The sequence below is a fragment of the Staphylococcus sp. HL28 genome, from assembly GCF_021117155.1.
GTDB classification, from domain to species: domain Bacteria; phylum Bacillota; class Bacilli; order Staphylococcales; family Staphylococcaceae; genus Staphylococcus; species Staphylococcus warneri.
The window spans coordinates 1,244,539-1,264,242 of the sequence record NZ_CP088218.1 but is presented as its reverse complement, the minus strand read 5'-3'; the positions used below and the strand labels follow the sequence as shown (position 1 = coordinate 1,264,242).

Here is a 19,704-nt window from a genome sequence, read left to right as displayed (position 1 = left end):
CCTCCCTCCAAATATCAACGGAAATTTATATATTCAAGTGCATAGGTAAAACTATGCTTTAATTAGTATAATATATCTCCAATATCCGGTCAATTACTAAAATTTATATTTTTAAAATAATTAAACTAGTACTTCATGTTCTGATTTATTTGTTGCATGTTCTACGATACGGATAGCTTTCCCGTAGTTTAATGGATAATCAGCTTTTTGAATTTTCACTTTAATAATTTGACCAATTAAATCTTCAGAACCTTCAAATTCTACTTTCATGTAATTATCTGCATATCCGACTAAAGTATTTGGTTTTTCGCCATTTTCTTCAGGAATAACTTCTAGTACTTCATCTTCAAATTTTGAAGCGTACTCTTTTGCAAGTTGATCACTTAATGCAATTAATTTGTGGACACGTTCATTTTTAATTTCTTCATCAATTTGGTCATCCATTCTTGCTGCTGGTGTTCCAATTCTAGATGAATATGGGAAAACGTGTAATTCAGAGAATTTATGTTTAACAATAAAGTCATATGTTTCTTGGAATTCTTCTTCAGTTTCGCCAGGGAAACCTACAATAACATCGCTTGTTATTGCAACATCTGGTAATGCTTCATGTAGTTTAGTAATTCTTTCAGAGAAATGTGCCATAGTATATTTACGTCTCATACGTTTAAGAACTGTATCTGAACCAGATTGTAAAGGCACATGTAAATGTCTTACGATTTTGTTTGAACCTTCTAAGACATCAATAACTTCATCAGTTAATTGACTTGCTTCAATAGAAGAAATACGAATACGTTCTAAACCATCCACTTGATCTAAATCTCTTAATAATTGCGCTAAGTTGTAATTCTTAAGATCTTGACCATAACCACCTGTATGGATACCAGTTAAAACAATTTCTTTATAACCCGCATTAACTAAAGTTGTAGCTTGTTCTACAACTTTTTCAGGGTCTCTTGATCTCATTAAACCACGTGCCCATGGAATAATGCAGAATGTACAAAAGTTGTTACAACCTTCTTGTATTTTTAATGATGCTCTTGTTCTATCAGTGAAGTATGGTACATCTAATTCTTCATATTTACGGTTTTTCATGATGTTACCTACACCATTAATTGGTTGACGTTCTTTTTGGAACTCATCTATATAATCTAGTAATTTATGTCTATTTTGTGTTCCTACTACGACATCTACGCCAGGAATTTCCATAATTTCTGCTGAAGATGTTTGTGCATAACAACCAGTAACACAAACGACAGCATCTGGATTTTTTCTGATTGCTCTTCTAATGATTTGTCTACTTTTTTTATCGCCTGTATTAGTTACAGTACAAGTATTGATAACAAATACATCTGCATTTGTTTCAAAATCAACTCGTTCGTAATCTGCTTCCTTAAATAATTGCCAAATTGCTTCTGTTTCATAGTGGTTAACTTTACAACCTAAAGTGTGAAACGCAACTGTGGACATATTGTTCACCCCATTAATTCTTTTTCATAACTTAATGCGCCTAATGTATATAATGGCGCTGTTTCTGCCCGTAAAATTCTTGGCCCTAAACCAACTAACTGTGAATGAGACTTTAACATTGACACTTCTTCATCAGATAGTCCACCTTCAGGTCCAAATATAAGTAATACACGATCTTGTGGCTTAAATTGCTTTAACATATGTTTAAAATGACTAATTTCACCATGTTTAGCTTCTTCTTCATAAGCAACAAGGACATAATCATACTGATTTATAATATCACAAATTGACTTTGAATTCGATAGGTAACTGATGTGAGGAATAGTTAATCGATAACTTTGTTCAGCCGCTTCTTTAATAATTTTTTGCCATCTTTCAAGCTTTTTTGACACCTTTGAATGATTTAATTTAACTATAGAACGTTGCATTTCAACAGCAATAAATTCACTAGCACCTAGTTCAGTTGCCTTTTGAATCATCCATTCATATTTATCTGCTTTAATTAACCCGCTACATATCGTAATATGTTGCGGTAACTCAGTATCAATATCTTGCTTTTCTGTTAATTCAACTTCTATTTCTTGATCTGCTATATGAATGATTTTACATATATAGACATTTTGATCATTAAATGTGATGACTATCTGTTGGCCTTCACTATGTCTCATCACGTTCTTAATATGATGTATATCTTCTTTATTTGTAATAAAAAAACGCTGACTTTCATCAGCGTTTTGATTGATAAAATATCTTTGCAACTTAGTCACTCACTTTCTGACCAACGATACAAACCCAACCGTTGTCATGTTGAACTGAAATAATTTTAAAACCTACACGTTTCATGTGTGATTCAATATCTTTGTATTTTTCTTCAATAATACCTGAAGTTATAAAATAACCATCTTCATTGACTGTATTATAAGCGTCTTCTATCATTTCATCAATAATATGAGCTAAAATATTTGCAATAACAATATCAAAATGTTCTTTTTCATCTTTTAACAAATTACCAGGAACTGCTTCAATCGCGTTTAAACAATGATTCTTTTCAAAATTCTCTTTGGCTACATTGACAGCCATTTCATCGATATCTAAAGCTTTAATTCTTTTAACACCAATCAAGTGACTTGCAATACTTAAAATACCTGAACCTGTACCTACATCGATCACGGAATGTTGAGGTTTCACAAAGTTCTCAATTGCTTTTAAACACATGCTTGTTGTGGGGTGATCTCCTGTCCCAAAAGCCATTCCAGGGTCTAATTCTATACAAAGCTCATTTGCTGATTCTTTAGTATAGGTTTCCCAACTAGGAACAATCATAAATGTTTGAGATGCCCTGAATGTATGAAAATAATTTTTCCATTCATTTTCCCAATCCGCTTCTGCAATTGTTTGATGTGAAATATTTAAAATATCTTGGTCGATATCTTGTAGCGATAAAATGTCCTTCTCTATGTTAGATAGCAAAGTATCATCAAAGGTCATTTCATTAAAGTAAGCTTTTAATCTAACACCTTCTGATGGATAATCTTCGCTATTTAATTCGTAAATTTCACCAAATTTATCTTCTGGCGGATTGATTAAGTCATTGGAATCTTCTATAACTACTCCATTTGATCCATAATTTTCTAGTATATCTGTTATCAAATATTCGACATCATGGTTTACTACGATTGATAGTTCCGTCCAATTCATTATTTTTTATTCTCCTTTAAAGAATCTTTTTGCTTTATCTTTAAAATTAGATGGTTGCTCAGTTAATTCTTCACCATTTATATCTGCAAATTCTTTCATTAATTCTTTTTGACGTTCTGTCATTTTAGTTGGTGTTAGCACCTTAATATTAACAAATAAGTCACCATGTCCATATCCGTGTACATTTTTGATACCTTTGTCTTTTAGGCGAAATTGTTTTCCAGTTTGTGTACCTGCAGGAATTGTTAATACTACATTACTGTTTAAAGTAGGGATTTTTACTTCATCACCTAATGCGGCTTGAGGGAAACTAATATTTAAATCATAATAAATATCATCGCCATCTCGTTTAAATACTTCAGAAGGTTTAACTCTGAATACAACATATAGGTCACCGCTTGGACCACCGTTAACACCTGGAGAACCTTCGCCAGCAAGACGAATTTGTTGTTCATTATCAACACCTTCAGGGATAGTTACTTCTAATTTAACTGTTTTATTTTCAGTTCCTTTACCATGACATGTTGGACATGGCTCTTCAAACTCTTGACCGCTACCTTCACATTTAGGACAAACTTGTTCTGTTCTAACTCTACCTAGAATCGTATTTTGTTCTACTGAAACTGATCCTGCTCCGTTACAATAACTACATGTTTTCTTATTAGTTCCAGGTTTTGCACCTTCACCATCACATGTATGACATGTGACATCTTTTCGAATTGAAATTTCTTTTTTACCACCAAATACTGCTTCGTCAAAAGTGATAGTCATTGTATATTGTAGGTCATCACCTTTACGTGGTGCATTAGGATCACGTTGTCTTGAGGCACCGCCGAAGAATGAACTGAAAATATCTTCGAAGCCACCTCCACTAAATCCGCCAAAGTCGCCACCACCAAAGCCTTGACTACCGAAACCGCCTTGAGCGCCAGCATGTCCGAATTGATCATAATTTGCTCTCTTATTATCATCACTTAACACTTCATATGCTTCAGATATTTCTTTAAATTTTTCATCTGCGCCTTCTTCTTTATTGATGTCGGGATGATATTTTTTCGATAATTTTCTGTAAGCTTTTTTAATTTCGTCTTTAGAAGCACCTTTACTTACTCCTAAGACCTCATAATAATCTCTTTTGGCCACAGTAACCTCTCCTTTTTATACTAACAAGATTAGTTTAACTAATTCATATTAACTATCCAAATAAAAAGCCAAAGCCAATGTGCAATTGACTTTGACTTTTTTAATAGCTTTGCAAGAAGTTAATTCAATTGAATTAGATATTATTTTTTATCTTCGTCATCTTTAACTTCTTTAAATTCTGCATCTTCTACAGTGCTATCTTGGTTTTGTTCACCAGTTGCACCTTGAGCTTGTTGTTGCGCTTGTTGCGCTTGTTGCGCTTGTTGATATACTTTAGCTGATAAATCTTGAACAACTTTTTCAAGCTCTTCTTTTTTAGCTTTAATATCGTCGATATCTTCACCTTCAAGTGCTGATTTTAATGCTTCTTTTTTGTCTTCAGCATTTTTCTTATCATCTTCACCGATATTTTCGCCTAAATCATTAATTGTTTTTTCTACTTGGAATACTAAGCTATCTGCTTCGTTTCTTAAGTCTACTTCTTCACGACGTTTTTTATCTGCTTCAGCATTTTCTTCTGCGTCTTTAACCATGCGATCGATTTCGTCGTCTGATAATGAAGAACTTGATTGGATTGTAATATTTTGTTCTTTATTAGTACCTAAGTCTTTAGCTGTTACGTTAACAATACCGTTTTTATCGATATCGAAAGTTACTTCGATTTGAGGTACACCACGTGGAGCTGGTGGAATATCAGTTAATTGGAATCTACCAAGTGTTTTATTGTCTGACGCCATTGGACGTTCACCTTGTAATACATGGATATCTACTGCTGGTTGATTATCAGCTGCTGTAGAATATACTTGTGATTTTGAAGTTGGGATCGTTGTATTACGTTCAATTAACGTATTCATACGACCACCCATGATTTCGATACCTAATGATAATGGCGTTACGTCTAATAATACTACGTCTTTAACATCGCCAGTGATTACGCCACCTTGAATTGCTGCACCCATTGCAACTACTTCGTCAGGGTTAACACCTTTGTGTGGATCTTTACCAATTTCTTTTTTAACTGCATCTTGAACTGCAGGAATACGAGTTGAACCACCAACTAAAATTACTTCGTCGATATCAGAATTTGATAATCCAGCATCTTTCATAGCTTGACGAGTTGGTTCCATTGTACGTTTAATTAATGAATCTGCTAATTCTTCAAATTTTGAACGAGTTAAGTTAATTTCTAAGTGTAATGGACCACTTTCTCCTGCTGAGATGAATGGTAATGAAATTTGTGTTTGAGATACGCCTGATAAGTCTTTTTTAGCTTTTTCTGCTGCATCTTTAAGACGTTGTAATGCCATTTTATCTTGTGATAAATCTACGCCGTTTTCTTTTTTGAATTCAGAAACTAAATAGTCGATGATAACTTGGTCAAAGTCATCCCCACCTAGTTTATTATCACCAGCAGTTGAAAGTACTTCGAATACACCGTCACCTAATTCTAGGATTGAAACGTCGAAAGTACCGCCACCTAAGTCAAATACTAAGACTTTTTGATCTTGTTCAGTTTTATCTAAACCATATGCTAATGCAGCTGCAGTAGGTTCATTAATAATACGTTCTACTTCTAATCCAGCAATTTTACCCGCATCTTTTGTTGCTTGACGTTCAGCATCATTGAAGTAAGCAGGTACTGTGATGACAGCTTTTTCAACTTTATCGCCTAAATAACTTTCCGCAGTATTTTTTAAGTTTTGTAAAATCATTGCTGAAATTTCTTGAGGGGTATATGATTTACCTTCAATATCTACTTTATAGTCTGTACCCATATGACGTTTGATTGACTGTACAGTATTTGGGTTAGTGATTGCTTGTCTTTTAGCTACTTCACCAACTTGAGTTTCACCATTTTTAAATGCAACTACTGATGGTGTTGTACGTGCACCCTCAGGGTTTTGAATTACTTTTGGTTCGTCTCCTTCTAATACTGATACACAAGAGTTTGTTGTTCCTAAGTCTATACCGATTACTTTACTCATAATAAAATTCCTCCATTTTGATTAATCATTTTGTTCAATGTTTTTTCGCCAATTTTTATTGGTTTACTTTAACCATTGATGGTCTTAATACTCTATCTTTTAATTTGTACCCTTTTTGTAATTCTTGTGTGATAACACCTGATTCATATTCAGGATTATCATCTTGAACTACAGCTTGATGTACATTGGGATCAAAAGATTGACCTTCAGATTCAATTTCTTCAAGACCATTATCTTTCAAAGCTCTCAATAGGCTTTCATGTACCATTTGAACACCTTTTTGAAGTGATTTAAATGAATCATCATCTCCTTCAATTTGAAGTGCGCGTTCAATATTATCAATTGTTGGTAAAATGTCAGTTAAGACGCCTTGAGCTTGATAAGTTTTATTGATTTTGTTTTCATTTTGAATTCGACGTTTATAATTTTCGAATTCAGCATATAATCTTAAATATTTTTCTTCATTTTCATTTGCTAATTGTTGCAAACGTTCAATTTCTTGATCTTTTGGATCTACATTTTCATCATCTTCATTTGAAGCATCCTTATTTGTCGCTTCTTCATTTGTTTCAACATCTTGCGAATTATTAGATTCAGTGTTTTCTACTGAATTAGATGTTTCTTCAGAGTTGTTTTCTGTTGTTTCTTCTGTTTGTGATTCAGCATTTTGTTTCACTGATTCGTCTTTTTCTGTCATTTTCTGCCCTCCAATACAATTCTAATTACATTACCAAATTTGGTTAAGTAATTGAATCACATTTTGATAATGCATCGCAGTTGGTCCAATAACCGCAATTTGACCTTTGAGTTTCTCATCAAAGTGATACTGAGTTGTTACGATAGATATATCGCTTAAATTTTCATCAATCTCTTTACCAATTTTTACATTGATATGAGATGTAGATATATCATCTAATAGCTCTACAATTCGATTTGATTCGATATATTGTAGGATGGGTTGGATTGAAGATACATTAGATTCATTCAATGCATCAATCAGTTTAACCTTTCCACCCATGTAAATGCTATTACTTTGATTGGAAATGTGTAAATTCATCATTTTAATTAATTGTTTAATAAAATGAGCTTCATTTTGATTTTGTGCAAATCTATCTATCTCTTCAATCTGACCTTTAACTAACTCATCATATTGTTGTGATAAGAAGTTTGATATTTTATTTAATTCATCATTGGTTAAAGGTAGTTCAGAAGTTAGATGCACATTTTCAACATGACCTGATGAAAATACGATAACCATAATCACTAAATGTGTATTAGCACGAATCAAATGAATATTATTTATAATATCTTGATTATGATTAGGACGAACAACCAACGTTGCATATTGAGACATCATTGATAATTCATTTGCGAAGTATGTCAACGCAGATGATGTATCATAATGATTCTCAACCATTAATTGATTTAAACGTTGAATTTTGTTTGAATTTTGATGAGATGTTTGTTCTAATAATTGATTAACATAATATCTAAAACCTAATTCAGATGGTGAACGTCCTGAGGATGTATGGACTTTCTCAATGAAATTCATATCCTCAAGTTGTTTCATTTCGTTACGTATCGTCGCAGGACTTACATTTAAGTTGTGACGATCGATTAGTGTTTTAGAACCAATGGGTTGTCCATAATCAACATAATCTTCAACAATTGCATTTAAAATGCTTAATTGTCTATCTGTTATCATGTTTTCACCTCATTAGCACTCTTTTCTCTCAAGTGCTAATTATAATTTATCAAATTGGTCAAAGTAAGTCAATGTTAAAGCTCTAGAATTTTAAATTTATTTTAACTATTTAATAAAAATGCTTCAAAAACCTCATTACCAATGACTTTTCCTCTTTCGGTTAGATAAATATAATCTTGAGTTTCTTCAATTAACTTTCTATTTTTCAAACTAATAATAGTTTGACCAAATATTTGGTCGATGGTTGTATTAAATTTTTCATTGAATTTATTTTTGTTAACGCCGCAATTTAACCTTAATCCTAAAAACATTTCTTCTTCCATTTGTTCGTTTGTAGTTGGACGTGTTTCTGTTAATATGGGGTCTTCTTGATTAGTAATAGCTTTTATATAATGATTGACAGGATTCACATTTGTATAGCGTACGCCATTTGTATAACCACTCGCTCCTGCTCCGAAACCATAGTATTCTTCATTTAACCAATACACCTTATTATGCTCTGATTCATGACCATCTATAGCAAAATTTGAAATTTCATATTGATGGAATCTTGAGTCCTCAATTTTATGCATTAAAGTCTGATACATTTCTGCGCCTAAATCTTCATTAGGCAATTTTAAATGTCCTTTTCTATACATGTTATAGAATTGAGTTTTGGGCTCTAGAATTAATCCATAACTTGAAATATGATCAATATCCATTTCCATAGCTAAATTCAAACTTTTTTCAAAATCCTCTAAGGTTTGTTGAGGTAGATGATACATTAAGTCCAAACTAATAGATTCAATCCCTACATCTCTAGCATTTCTTACAGCATCATATATATCTTCTGTTTTGTGTGTTCTTCCAAGAATTTCTAACAATTCAGGTTTAAATGTTTGTACTCCCATGGATATTCGATTCACACCAAATGCTTTAAGTAATTTTACTTTTTCGAATGTTAATTCATCAGGGTTCGCTTCAAAACTAAATTCACCTTCAATAGTGAAAATTCTATTAATTGCTGTTAAGAGTTTATTTAATTGCTCTATATTTAAAGCTGTTGGAGTACCTCCGCCTACATACATTGTTTTTAATTTCGTATTAGCATTTTGGGTACGTCGTTCCATTTCTAAAATTAATGCATCTAAATATTCATCAACTGGTTGCTTATCGATAAAATACTTGTTGAAGTCACAGTAAGTACATATGCGAACGCAAAAAGGTATATGAATATATGCGCTTTGTATTGACACTTTAACTCCTCCAAAATTATGGTTTAAAATTATAAAAAATTAGAGGCGGGATAGAATTAGTTTCAGAAACATCATTCTTTTCCCACCTCAGTTCAAATGCTTAGCTATTTTATACCTAACACAAATTAAATAAGTGTTTACAATTTAAAGTTTATTCTTCGTCCATTTTTAGTACTGCAAGGAATGCATCTTGTGGAATTTCTACATTACCAACAGCTTTCATTTTAGCTTTACCAGCTTTTTGTTTTTCTAATAATTTACGTTTTCGGCTAATGTCTCCGCCGTAACATTTAGAAAGTACATTTTTGCCCATAGATTTAATGTTTGTTCGTGCAACAATTTTTTGACCAATGGCTGCTTGTACTGGAACTTCAAATTGTTGTCTTGGGATTAATGTTTTTAGTTTTTCAACTAGTGCTTTTCCTCGATCGTAAGCAAATTCTTTATGCACGATAAAGCTTAATGCATCGACTTTTTCACCGTTAAGCAATATGTCCATTTTAACTAGGTCACTTTCTTTATTTTCGATGAATTCATAGTCAAACGAAGCATATCCTTTTGTATTGGATTTAAGTTGATCAAAGAAATCAAATACTACTTCAGATAATGGAATTTCATAGACAATGTTAACTCGAATGTCATCTAAATAGTCCATATTAACGAATTGTCCACGCTTACGTTGACATAGCTCCATAACTGCACCAACATAATCATTCGGCACCATCATAGTTGCACGAACGTATGGTTCGTATATCTTTTCTATTCTATCACGTTCAGGCATTTGCGCTGGGTTATCTACTGTAACTTCTGAACCATCTTTTAAGATACATTGGTAAATTACAGATGGTGCTGTCGCAATCAATTCAATTCCAAATTCTCGTTCGATTCTTTCTTGAATGATTTCCATGTGTAACATACCTAAAAATCCAGTTCTATAACCAAACCCAAGTGCTTGAGATGACTCAGGTTCGAATTCTAATGAAGCATCGTTTAATTGTAGTTTTTCAAGTGATTCACGCAAATCATTATAATTTTTATTATCGATTGGGAAGAGTCCACAATAAACCATTGGATTCATTTTCTTATACCCTTGTAATGGTTGTTCAGCAGGTCGGTTTGCAAGCGTAATTGTATCACCAACACGTGAATCATCAACATTTTTAATACTAGCAATAATATAGCCAACATCACCAACAGTTAATTCGTCGACTGGTAATTGCTTAGGTGTATTAATTCCAACCTCAGTAACTTCGAATTCTTTACCGGTAGCCATCATTTTAATTTTGTCCCCTGCTTTGACTACCCCATCTATTACACGAATAGATGAAATAACACCTCTATAAGGATCATATTCAGAGTCAAAAATCAAAGCTTTCAATGGTGCATCTGGATCACCATCTGGTGCTGGTACAACCTCAACAATCTTTTCTAAAATTTCTTCAATACCGATATTAGATTTGGCACTAGCTAAAACAACATCATCTTGATCTAAACCAATCACATCTTCTAACTCTTGTTTAACTCTGTCCGGTTCAGCTGCTGGTAAGTCAATTTTATTAACTACAGGTAATAACTCTAAATTATTATCTAAAGCTAAATAAACATTTGCTAAAGTTTGTGCTTCTATACCTTGAGCGGCATCTACAACTAAAATAGCCCCTTCACATGCTGCTAATGAACGAGATACTTCATATGTAAAATCGACGTGTCCTGGTGTATCAATTAAATGGAATGTATATGTTTCTCCATCTTTAGCTTCGTATTTTAAACGTACAGCATTTAATTTAATTGTAATTCCACGTTCTCTTTCTAAATCCATTGAATCTAACAATTGATCTTGCATATCTCTTGTTTCAACTGATTTTGTATTTTCAAGGATTCTATCTGCTAGAGTAGATTTACCGTGGTCTATATGAGCAATAATGGAGAAATTTCTAATTTTCTCTCTTCTATTAAAACGTTCTTGCTTATCCATTGTATCCTTCTCACTTTCATATTAGTAACCCGTATTTGTATATCTTTGATATGATAACGTTTTTAATTTGCAAATGCAAACTTCTAATTAAACGTTTAAATAAATCAATTACTTTGATAAACTAATACTTATATTGGTTTAAGTATTATTAATGCATACTTTATTATAAAGTGTTACGAACTTAATTCCAATACTATAATGTGATATTCGTTCATTAAGATACGCATTAAATAAATGATTGCACAAAGGTAGTACATTTGATAAAATATTTCTTGTTGTAATCAAATATAATTAAATTTGATAAGTTAGTTCACTTTTAGGAGGTGACAGTAATGCCAAACATTAAATCTGCAGTTAAACGTGTTAAAACAACTCAAACAGCTGAAGAGCGTAATATTTCTAAGAAAAATACTATGCGTACAGCAGTTAAACGTGCGAAATCAGCTATTGAGACAAATGCCGATAACAAAAATGAATTAGTAAGCTTTGCAATTAAGCAATTAGATAAAGCTGCTCAAAGCAACTTAATCCACTCAAACAAAGCTGACCGCGTAAAATCACAATTGATGAGCGCTAACAAATAATAATTAATAAAAGCTAGTTCACCTATTTGGTTGAACTAGCTTTTATTTGTATTTTAGTATTTACACTTGAAGTTATAATGATAAAATAAACAATTCTAATATAAGGTGTTTATCCATATATGATGATTTCAATTTATAATCTGTTTCAGCACAAGAATTAATGATATTCAATAAGTCTTCCAACTGATAATGACGGACTTGGCCTAAAGCCAATTTAACTCTATAAGGATGAACATTAACTGTTTTTGCGATTTGTTGTCCACTATAGCCTTTTTGACTTAAAATCTTGCATTGATAATATAATCTATAATTACTTGTAATAAGAGCAAGTAATTTTATTGGTTCTTCCTTCATGTTTATTAAATCTTTAACTAATTGAATGGCTTTGTTTTTTTGACGTTTTTGAATATACTCAGTCAACAGAAACACGTTTTGTTCTAAACTACGATTAATAATTTGATGAACATCATCTTTGTTGATTGTAGGTCTATCTCCTAGAAACAGCATGAGTTTATCTAGTTCTTGAGAAACGATATTAAAATTAACACCGGTTAATTCAATAAACATATTAAGTGCATCTTGTTTAATATCTTTAAAATTCTCGTTCAGCTTAGATTGTATCCATTTTTTAATTTCTTCTTCAGACATTTGCTCTACTTTTTTAAGTTGACCATTTTTTTTAAGTGTTTTAGTTAGTTTCTTTCGCTCATCTAATTTATTTTGGTAAACTTCAAATATTATAAGGTTATCTCCGTCATATTTTTCTAGGAATTCTATTAATTGATCAGTATTTTGACTTAATTCCTTAGTTACTTTTTCACCAGTAAATACATAAGCGTTCTTAACTAAAATAACCTTTTTGTCTGAAAAAAACGGCATAGTCAAAGTTTCTTCAATGATTGGTGTAATTTCTGTTTCGTATAAATTAAACTTAATGAAATTAAAGTCATCTTTCTCTGTCTGTAAGTATTTATTGATCATTTCAGAACTTTTTTTCTCCACTAGGTCTGGCACTTCTCCATATACCGTTACGATATTATCAGACATATATTACACCCTTTCAAATTAGTTCACATTATAAAATTATATCATGATACATTCATCAACCTCTAGTCATTTAATTACTTTGTTTTGTAGTAATAGTTAAAATCGAATTTAGCTTAACGGTTATTTCTCCATTCATTTGAGTATCATATACTTTGCTACCATTTTCGTATAGTCTTTGAATCACTTCTTGATTAGGTAATTGATATTTATTTCCTCTACCACTAGATATGAGACTGATTTCCGGCTTGATTAACTGAAGTAAATTCGATGAACTACTCGTTTTACTACCATGGTGTGCTACTTTTAAAATATCTATTTTAGGTAATTGATAACGTTGTAGAAGCAACGCCTCATTTTGAATAGTCATATCACCTGTTAACAATATATTTTTATGTTTATATGATAAAAGGATAACAATGGAATGTTCATTTTTATCATCACTATCTTTTATATACGTATCCAAAAAGCGAAGTGTTGTATCTTTTAAATTTAGTGTATGTAAATGATTAGCATCTAATAATTTGATATGATTGGCTTCGCAAATTTTCTCTACATTATACAAGTCTGATTGAGAAAAACTATCTTTTAATAAGATTATGTTCTTAATATTAATGTGTGATGCTAAATAAGGTAATTCCCCCATATGGTCGAGATGAGGATGGGAAATTATAAGATAATCTATTTTAGAAATACCTTTTGATTTTAAACTCGGCATTGTTTTGTATTTCGATATATTGAAGTTAGGTTGCTTATGATTTTCTGATCGTTTTCCTCCAGTATCAATCATAATATTTTGTTTACTCTCAGTTTGAAATAATATACTGTCTCCTTGTCCAACATCTAACATAGTTAATTGCCCTTCGGTACCACTAGAGTAATATATGATAAGAGAAATACCCATACATATAATAAATATAGCTTTAAAAAAATACTTTTTAACAAATAAAAACAAAGATAGAAATGTGAATATCATAATCAATATCAAGCTAATTGTACTGAGGTCTGGTACAAAAACTCTTAAATACTTTAACTTTAAAAATATAGAGACTAAACAATCATGTAATTTAAAAATAACGCTAATATTAGCATTTAAAATACTTAAATGAATAGTAAAATGTGAAAGAACATAGAAAAGAATAGCTAATGGAAATATAAAGAAACTATAAAAAGGTACAAAAACTAAGTTAGAAATTAAGCCAATCCATTGTATTTGATTAAAATGATAGATGCTAATGAGTAAGGCACCAAGTTGTGCAATAAATGTAACTGCAACTATCAGTTTTAATCCGGATAATTGTTTTAATAATGGTGAGGATATCATTAGAAATAATGAAATGAGGAATGAAAATTGAAATCCAATATCATAGACTATTTGTGGATTAATAAAAAACATTAAAATAAAAACGATAGACAACAATTCAAGTGGATTTATTTTTAAAGATTTAGGGAGTAAAAGTAAAATAATAGCAGCTAAAATAGCCCTAACCGCACTTGGGGCAAAATCTGTATATAAAGCATAAAGTGGTAAAAGTATAAGAAGTATTGATTTGATGATAATAATGGGCGTATTGAATCTAACAAATATCTGATATATCAAATATATTATTGCAGCTACATGTGAACCACTTACTGCAAGTAAATGATAAATACCTATTTCTTTTACATCTTCTATAAACATTGGATTTAATGAACTAGTATCTCCGGATATTAAGCCTAATATTCTATCAAAATAAATACTATGAGACTGTTGCATTTGATCATGAATATAACTTTGATACTTATTTATAAAAGAAAGACTCTTGTTGGATTGACAACTGCTTAAATCGACTTGCCTAATAAATATAAATGGTTGAGAAGTATTGTTTAGTGAGAATTCACCTTTTATCAAACACGTTTGATTTTCAATATTTATGGATTTATTTATATCTTTGGTTTTATATATATACTTATATTTGTTTCCCTTCCAACTAAGAATTCCCTTATATGATTCCAATTCTTTATTCCACTTAATAATAGACACATTATCGATTATGTTTCTATTATTAAATAGATTTTGTTCTTCTTGATACTTTTTATCATTAGAGGTGTTTAATGTGACCATACTTATAAAAATGAAAATAAATACGGCTAAAACGTATCTTTTTAATAATTTCTTGCGCATTAGTATAAATAAAAGACAACATAATATAAAAGTAGAGAGTACACGGTTAGATAACCATAGAATCCCTACTAAAAAAGATAATGCAATATAAAACAATGACTTAGCCTTGTGTTAAATATTGAGCTACATAATCAGGTGAGAATGGTATTTTTTTGTACTCTATACCAGATTGATCTAATAACTGCATAGCATATTCATGATTATGATAATCTTCAGCATAGTAAATAGTTTTAATTCCAGCTTGAATAATAGATTTAGTGCAATTCAAACAAGGGAAATGTGTAACATAAATTGTTGCACCTTCTGTAGAAACACCTTGTTTTGCACATTGTAACAATGCATTCATTTCAGCATGAATAGTGCGAATACAATGTCCATCTTCAATTAAACACCCTTCATCTATACAATGAACTTCACCAGCAACTGAACCATTGTATCCGCCAGCGATAATGCGATTATCCTTCACAATTGTGGCACCAACTGATAATCTTTGACAAGTTGATCTTAATGCTAACAAGTGGCTTTGTGCCATAAAGTATTCTTCCCATTTGATTCTCTCCATGATGTTCTAAGCCTCCATCGTACATAATTAAAATAATAATTATAGCTTAATCATTTTAAACCGATATTGCAAATGCAATTATGATTAAACAGTAAAATATTCTTTAAGTTTTTCGAATGTTTTTGGACCGAAACCTTTGATGTTTTTCAAGTCATTTATACTATTAAATGATCCATTTTGGTTTTTATATTCGATGATTTTTTTTGCTTTAGAAGGGCCAATACCTGGAACTTTCACTAATTGTTCTTCAGTGGCTAAATTTAAATTAATAGGTGTTTTTGCTCCATCTTCAATAGACTGATGAGTTTGACTTTGTACTTGTTGAGCAATTGTTTCACCTTTTTCAGGTACGTATATTAACTTTTGATCTATAAGTTTTTCTGAAAAATTGAGTTGCTTAGTATCGGCATTCTTTAATAATTGAGCTTTATTCAGAATATCAATCATTCTATCCGAACTATTCATTTTATATACATTAGGATGCTTCACTGCACCTTTTATATCTACATATATAACTTGATTATCTTTCTTTCCTTCCTCTTTATTAGTCGATTTTGCCATATTTGATTTTTTTACATTTTCATTGTCTTTATCGACATAACTGTGAGTTGTAGATTCTATATAAGCTGATTTATCTTCCAATTGAGTTGAATTCATAATATAAAGTATCAACAACAATATTATCAGTGCACCAATGATAATATACATTTTGTTGTCACCTATGTAAGTTTTAACTTGATTTAATTTAGATAACAAAAAATCACCCTTTCATACTAACTAACGCATGCCAGAGTGATTTTACTTTATTTAAATTTATTTTTCGGCTACAAAAAATAAGCGATCTGCCTGTTCATTATCAGAATTCATATCAAAATCGGTAAATGTTTTAATAATTTTGAAATTACATTGTTCCAATAATTTTAAATAGACCGATTTTTCAAATGTTCTTTGGTAGTGTTCTTCATCAAATCGCTGATATAAACCATTATCATGTTCAATAAAGAAGGACATTTGATGATATACGCTCAAAGGTTCTTCACCTCTAATTGCATCCCAACCTAAATACAAACCATCATTTTCGTCGATATAACTTTGATTATTAAATAGTGTGTTCATTTTTTCTACAGTATGAACATCAAAAATCAATAATCCTCCCTCTTTTAAATGAGAATAGACATGTATAAATGTTTTTTCTACATCTTCAATAGTAGGTAAATAGTTTAAAGAGTCGCAAAATATAGTTATGATATCAAATTGATGATCTAACTCAAAGCGTGTCATATCGCCCTCTAACCAATTTATTTGATTAGTCTTTTGAGAAGCAATTGCCAACATATCAGAACTAATATCCATACCATTAATGTTACCTAATTCATTTAACATGCATGTAAGTGTACCCGTGCCACATCCAATATCAAGTATATCGGGATGATTGTGTGCATAATATTGAACTATATCGAACCATAAATGGTAAGGTTGATCTTGAGTTAGCTGATCATATACCAAACTCATTTCTTTATATTGAGACATAATTAGTGAACAACCTGTCCATATGATTCAATTGGTGCGTCTTGATATAATTTCTCGATATTATAGTAAGGTCTTTCGTCTTTATGGAAAATATGAACAACCACATTGGCTAAGTCAATAAGTATCCATCTTGCATCTTGATAGCCTTCCATACGTTTCACATCAATATCTTGTTCATGAACTGCTTCTTTTACCGCCCTAGCAATGGATTGTACTTGACGTTCATTGTTTCCGTGACAAACTACAAAGTAATCTGTCATATCACTAATTCCTTGCATATTAAGAGAAATAATATCTTCTGCTTTTTTGTTTTCTGCTGCATCTACAGCAATATTTAACAATTTGTCTGAGTTCATTTAATCATCCTTTATTCTTTCATCACTATAATTATAATAATTTAAACAAGCAATCGTAGCGCCATAAACCGTAATATCTTTTTGAATTAAAAACAACACTGTACGCTTAGAAATTTCATAAATTGTTTTATCTAAGCTACCTTGATTGTATGCCATATCTCTTATTTCTTCAACTCCTGGGGTCTTTCTTCCAGGTTCTATATAGTCAGCTATAAACACTAATTTCTCAGTTTTAGTCATTTGTTGACGACCAGTTGTATGATATTTGATTGCTAAAAGAACTTCCTCATCTTTAACATCAAAATCATTTTCCATTATTGCAGAACAAACAGGTCCATGTAGTATTTCGCCACCATAGCTTAATAAATCAGATTCTAATTCATATTGTCTAACCACTTGATACATTGTACTTAAATCATCGTATTTACAGTAGTCATGTAAGACACCAGCTAACTCAGCCTTATCTTTATCTCCATCATAAATCTCTGCTAATTTTACTGCAGTCTCTGCTACTCTTAATGAATGTTTATATCGTTTTTCAGGTAATTTTGCTTTTACTAATTCTTTAGCATTTTCAATTTTCATATAATCCTTCCTCTCGAATATAATGTTCAACACTTTGAGGAACTAATATTTGAATAGATTGTTTAGCTTTAATACGTTCTCGTATCATAGAGGAACTAATATCCATACGCGGAATTGCAATAGATATCATATTATTCTCAACTTGTTGTACTTCTTTTTCTCTATTAACAACAATAAATGTAATCAATTGTTTTAGTTCGTCGATGTTATACCACCGATCCAATTGATTATATTGGTCGGTACCTATTATGAAATAAAAATCTGAATTGGGTTGTGAATGTGTTAGAGATAAAAGTGTATCATACGTATAACTTTGTCCTTTTCTTTCTAACTCTTCATAACTAATTTTACCAAACCCTAGTGTATCAATGGCTAGTTCAATCATTTTAATTCGTTGGGGTGCGTCCAAGAAATCTTTGTGATCTTTTAAAGGTGCCATATAACTAGGTAAAAAATAAAATTCATCCGGTTGAATTTTATGAAATACTTCACTTGCTACCATCATATGTGCAGTATGAATCGGGTTGAATTGTCCACCGTACAAAACTACTTTTTTTGGCATTATGGTAAAGTGATTTCTTTATTTTCTTGAGATTCTCTATACAAGACAATCATAGACCCGATTACTTGAACGATTTCACTATTTGTAGCTTCACTTAATGTAGTTGCAAGTTCATTTTTATCATCAAAATTATTTTGTAAAATATGGATTTTAATTAGCTCACGTTTTTCTAGTGTTTCATCAATTTGATTTATCATATTTTCATTAATACCGCCTTTACCAATTTGGAAAGTGGGATCAGTATTGTGTGCTAAACTACGTAAATATCTTTTCTGTTTTCCTGTTAACATTATTTAACTCCTTTTAGTTTGTTTAAAACTGAATTTTTCATTGTCTTTATATCTGCTTGTAATCCAGTCCAAATTTTAAAACTTTCAGCCCCTTGATATACAAACATATCTAATCCATTATATATTGGATTACCTTTGTTCTCTGCTGCTATTAAAATAGGCGTTTTATATGGTATATATACAATATCACTTACTAAAGTCTCTGGGTTTAAGTTTTTTAAATCAATAGGTATGTCTTGATTATCATCCATTCCTGCAGGTGTTGTATTGATGATAATATCAAACTCATCTAAATGTGATTCCGCTTGTGCTAGTGTAATTTGATTGACCTCTAAATCCCATGTCTCAAAGCGTTTCATCGTACGGTTAGCAACGGTTAATTTGGTATTAACAAACTTAATTAGTTCGTTGGCTATTCCCTTACTAGCACCGCCAGCACCCAATATTAAAATATAAGCATTTTCTAAATCATTATATACTTGTCTTAAGCCTGTAACATAACCTATCCCATCTGTATTATAACCAATCCATTTTCCATCACGAATTAATACAGTATTAACTGCACCAACTGAAGATGACTGCGCATCAATTTCATCTAAATAAGGTATAATTCTTTCTTTATGAGGTATAGTGATATTGAAACCATTTAAATTTTTTTCTTCAATAATTTCTTTGATATATTTAAAATTTTCAATTGGAACATTAACTGCTTCATACGTATGTTTTAAATCTAACGACTCAAAATTTTTATTATGCATTAGTGGTGATAAGGAATGAGAAATTGGATCTCCAATAACTGCAAATTTCACGTTTATCCCT

At 31.1% G+C, this 19,704-nt stretch carries 20 protein-coding genes; 1 reads left to right on the top strand and 19 read right to left on the bottom strand.

The genetic code is table 11. The features are described from left to right. Positions 1 to 120 precede the first annotated feature (120 nt). From mtaB to lepA, 9 genes are all read right to left on the bottom strand, one after another. Positions 121 to 1,467: a tRNA (N(6)-L-threonylcarbamoyladenosine(37)-C(2))-methylthiotransferase MtaB gene (mtaB, locus tag LPC11_RS06175; RefSeq protein WP_231307181.1), complete on the bottom strand. Its 1,347-nt coding sequence runs from the start codon at positions 1,465 to 1,467 to the stop codon at positions 121 to 123. A 5-nt stretch (positions 1,468 to 1,472) separates the two neighbouring features. After that, complete coding sequence (locus LPC11_RS06170; RefSeq protein ID WP_023372708.1) at positions 1,473 to 2,225, bottom strand: 16S rRNA (uracil(1498)-N(3))-methyltransferase; 753 nt, start codon at positions 2,223 to 2,225, stop codon at positions 1,473 to 1,475. 1 nt (position 2,226) lies between these two features. Further along, positions 2,227 to 3,165 carry a 50S ribosomal protein L11 methyltransferase gene (prmA, locus tag LPC11_RS06165; RefSeq protein WP_231307388.1) on the bottom strand — a complete coding sequence of 313 codons (939 nt, stop codon included), beginning with the start codon at positions 3,163 to 3,165 and terminating at the stop codon, positions 2,227 to 2,229. A 6-nt stretch (positions 3,166 to 3,171) separates the two neighbouring features. Further along, the gene (gene dnaJ / locus LPC11_RS06160) at positions 3,172 to 4,308 is read right to left on the bottom strand and encodes a molecular chaperone DnaJ (protein ID WP_002465686.1); all 1,137 of its coding nucleotides are present in this window, start codon (positions 4,306 to 4,308) and stop codon (positions 3,172 to 3,174) included. Positions 4,309 to 4,448: 140 nt separating this feature from the next. Continuing rightward, positions 4,449 to 6,293: a molecular chaperone DnaK gene (gene dnaK, locus LPC11_RS06155; RefSeq protein ID WP_107566410.1), complete on the bottom strand. Its 1,845-nt coding sequence runs from the start codon at positions 6,291 to 6,293 to the stop codon at positions 4,449 to 4,451. 55 nt (positions 6,294 to 6,348) lie between these two features. Beyond that, positions 6,349 to 6,990, bottom strand: coding sequence for a nucleotide exchange factor GrpE (gene grpE / locus LPC11_RS06150; protein WP_104681461.1), 642 nt, complete (start codon positions 6,988 to 6,990; stop codon positions 6,349 to 6,351). A 30-nt stretch (positions 6,991 to 7,020) separates the two neighbouring features. Beyond that, positions 7,021 to 7,998, bottom strand: a complete 978-nt coding sequence (gene hrcA, locus LPC11_RS06145) for a heat-inducible transcriptional repressor HrcA (protein ID WP_104681462.1) — start codon at positions 7,996 to 7,998, stop codon at positions 7,021 to 7,023. Positions 7,999 to 8,099: 101 nt separating this feature from the next. Continuing rightward, on the bottom strand, positions 8,100 to 9,233 hold the full coding sequence (hemW, locus tag LPC11_RS06140) for a radical SAM family heme chaperone HemW (protein WP_023372718.1): 1,134 nt from the start codon (positions 9,231 to 9,233) through the stop codon (positions 8,100 to 8,102). 151 nt (positions 9,234 to 9,384) lie between these two features. Continuing rightward, positions 9,385 to 11,208 (bottom strand): translation elongation factor 4, encoded by a 1,824-nt coding sequence (gene lepA, locus LPC11_RS06135; protein ID WP_023372719.1) that lies wholly within the window; start codon positions 11,206 to 11,208, stop codon positions 9,385 to 9,387. 332 nt (positions 11,209 to 11,540) lie between these two features. On the opposite strand from lepA, the gene rpsT reads away from it, so the two are divergent. Beyond that, positions 11,541 to 11,792 carry a 30S ribosomal protein S20 gene (rpsT, locus tag LPC11_RS06130; RefSeq protein WP_002451849.1) on the top strand — a complete coding sequence of 84 codons (252 nt, stop codon included), beginning with the start codon at positions 11,541 to 11,543 and terminating at the stop codon, positions 11,790 to 11,792. A 72-nt stretch (positions 11,793 to 11,864) separates the two neighbouring features. On the opposite strand, the gene holA is transcribed toward rpsT, so the two are convergent. From holA to aroE, 10 genes are all read right to left on the bottom strand, one after another. Next, the gene (gene holA, locus LPC11_RS06125; protein WP_023372721.1) at positions 11,865 to 12,839 is read right to left on the bottom strand and encodes a DNA polymerase III subunit delta; all 975 of its coding nucleotides are present in this window, start codon (positions 12,837 to 12,839) and stop codon (positions 11,865 to 11,867) included. A 70-nt stretch (positions 12,840 to 12,909) separates the two neighbouring features. Beyond that, positions 12,910 to 14,832, bottom strand: coding sequence for a DNA internalization-related competence protein ComEC/Rec2 (locus tag LPC11_RS06120; protein ID WP_231307387.1), 1,923 nt, complete (start codon positions 14,830 to 14,832; stop codon positions 12,910 to 12,912). 268 nt (positions 14,833 to 15,100) lie between these two features. After that, positions 15,101 to 15,562, bottom strand: coding sequence for a ComE operon protein 2 (locus tag LPC11_RS06115; protein ID WP_107566550.1), 462 nt, complete (start codon positions 15,560 to 15,562; stop codon positions 15,101 to 15,103). 84 nt (positions 15,563 to 15,646) lie between these two features. Next, a complete protein-coding gene (locus LPC11_RS06110) occupies positions 15,647 to 16,270 on the bottom strand; it encodes a helix-hairpin-helix domain-containing protein (protein ID WP_231307386.1) in 624 nt (207 codons plus the stop codon). Between the two features lie 105 nt (positions 16,271 to 16,375). Continuing rightward, entirely contained in the window at positions 16,376 to 17,092 is a 717-nt protein-coding gene (locus tag LPC11_RS06105) for a class I SAM-dependent DNA methyltransferase (protein WP_023372729.1), read from the bottom strand. Between the two features lie 2 nt (positions 17,093 to 17,094). Continuing rightward, positions 17,095 to 17,448 (bottom strand): ribosome silencing factor, encoded by a 354-nt coding sequence (gene rsfS / locus LPC11_RS06100; RefSeq protein ID WP_002465663.1) that lies wholly within the window; start codon positions 17,446 to 17,448, stop codon positions 17,095 to 17,097. Then, complete coding sequence (yqeK, locus tag LPC11_RS06095) at positions 17,449 to 18,033, bottom strand: bis(5'-nucleosyl)-tetraphosphatase (symmetrical) YqeK (RefSeq protein ID WP_002465675.1); 585 nt, start codon at positions 18,031 to 18,033, stop codon at positions 17,449 to 17,451. Next, a complete protein-coding gene (locus LPC11_RS06090; RefSeq protein WP_171485025.1) occupies positions 18,023 to 18,598 on the bottom strand; it encodes a nicotinate-nucleotide adenylyltransferase in 576 nt (191 codons plus the stop codon). The genes yqeK and LPC11_RS06090 overlap by 11 nt, the downstream gene beginning before the upstream one ends. Further along, on the bottom strand, positions 18,595 to 18,885 hold the full coding sequence (gene yhbY / locus LPC11_RS06085; RefSeq protein WP_023372734.1) for a ribosome assembly RNA-binding protein YhbY: 291 nt from the start codon (positions 18,883 to 18,885) through the stop codon (positions 18,595 to 18,597). Before yhbY ends, LPC11_RS06090 begins: the two co-directional genes overlap by 4 nt. Beyond that, positions 18,885 to 19,694 carry a shikimate dehydrogenase gene (gene aroE, locus LPC11_RS06080; RefSeq protein ID WP_107566497.1) on the bottom strand — a complete coding sequence of 270 codons (810 nt, stop codon included), beginning with the start codon at positions 19,692 to 19,694 and terminating at the stop codon, positions 18,885 to 18,887. Before aroE ends, yhbY begins: the two co-directional genes overlap by 1 nt. Positions 19,695 to 19,704: the final 10 nt, after the last annotated feature.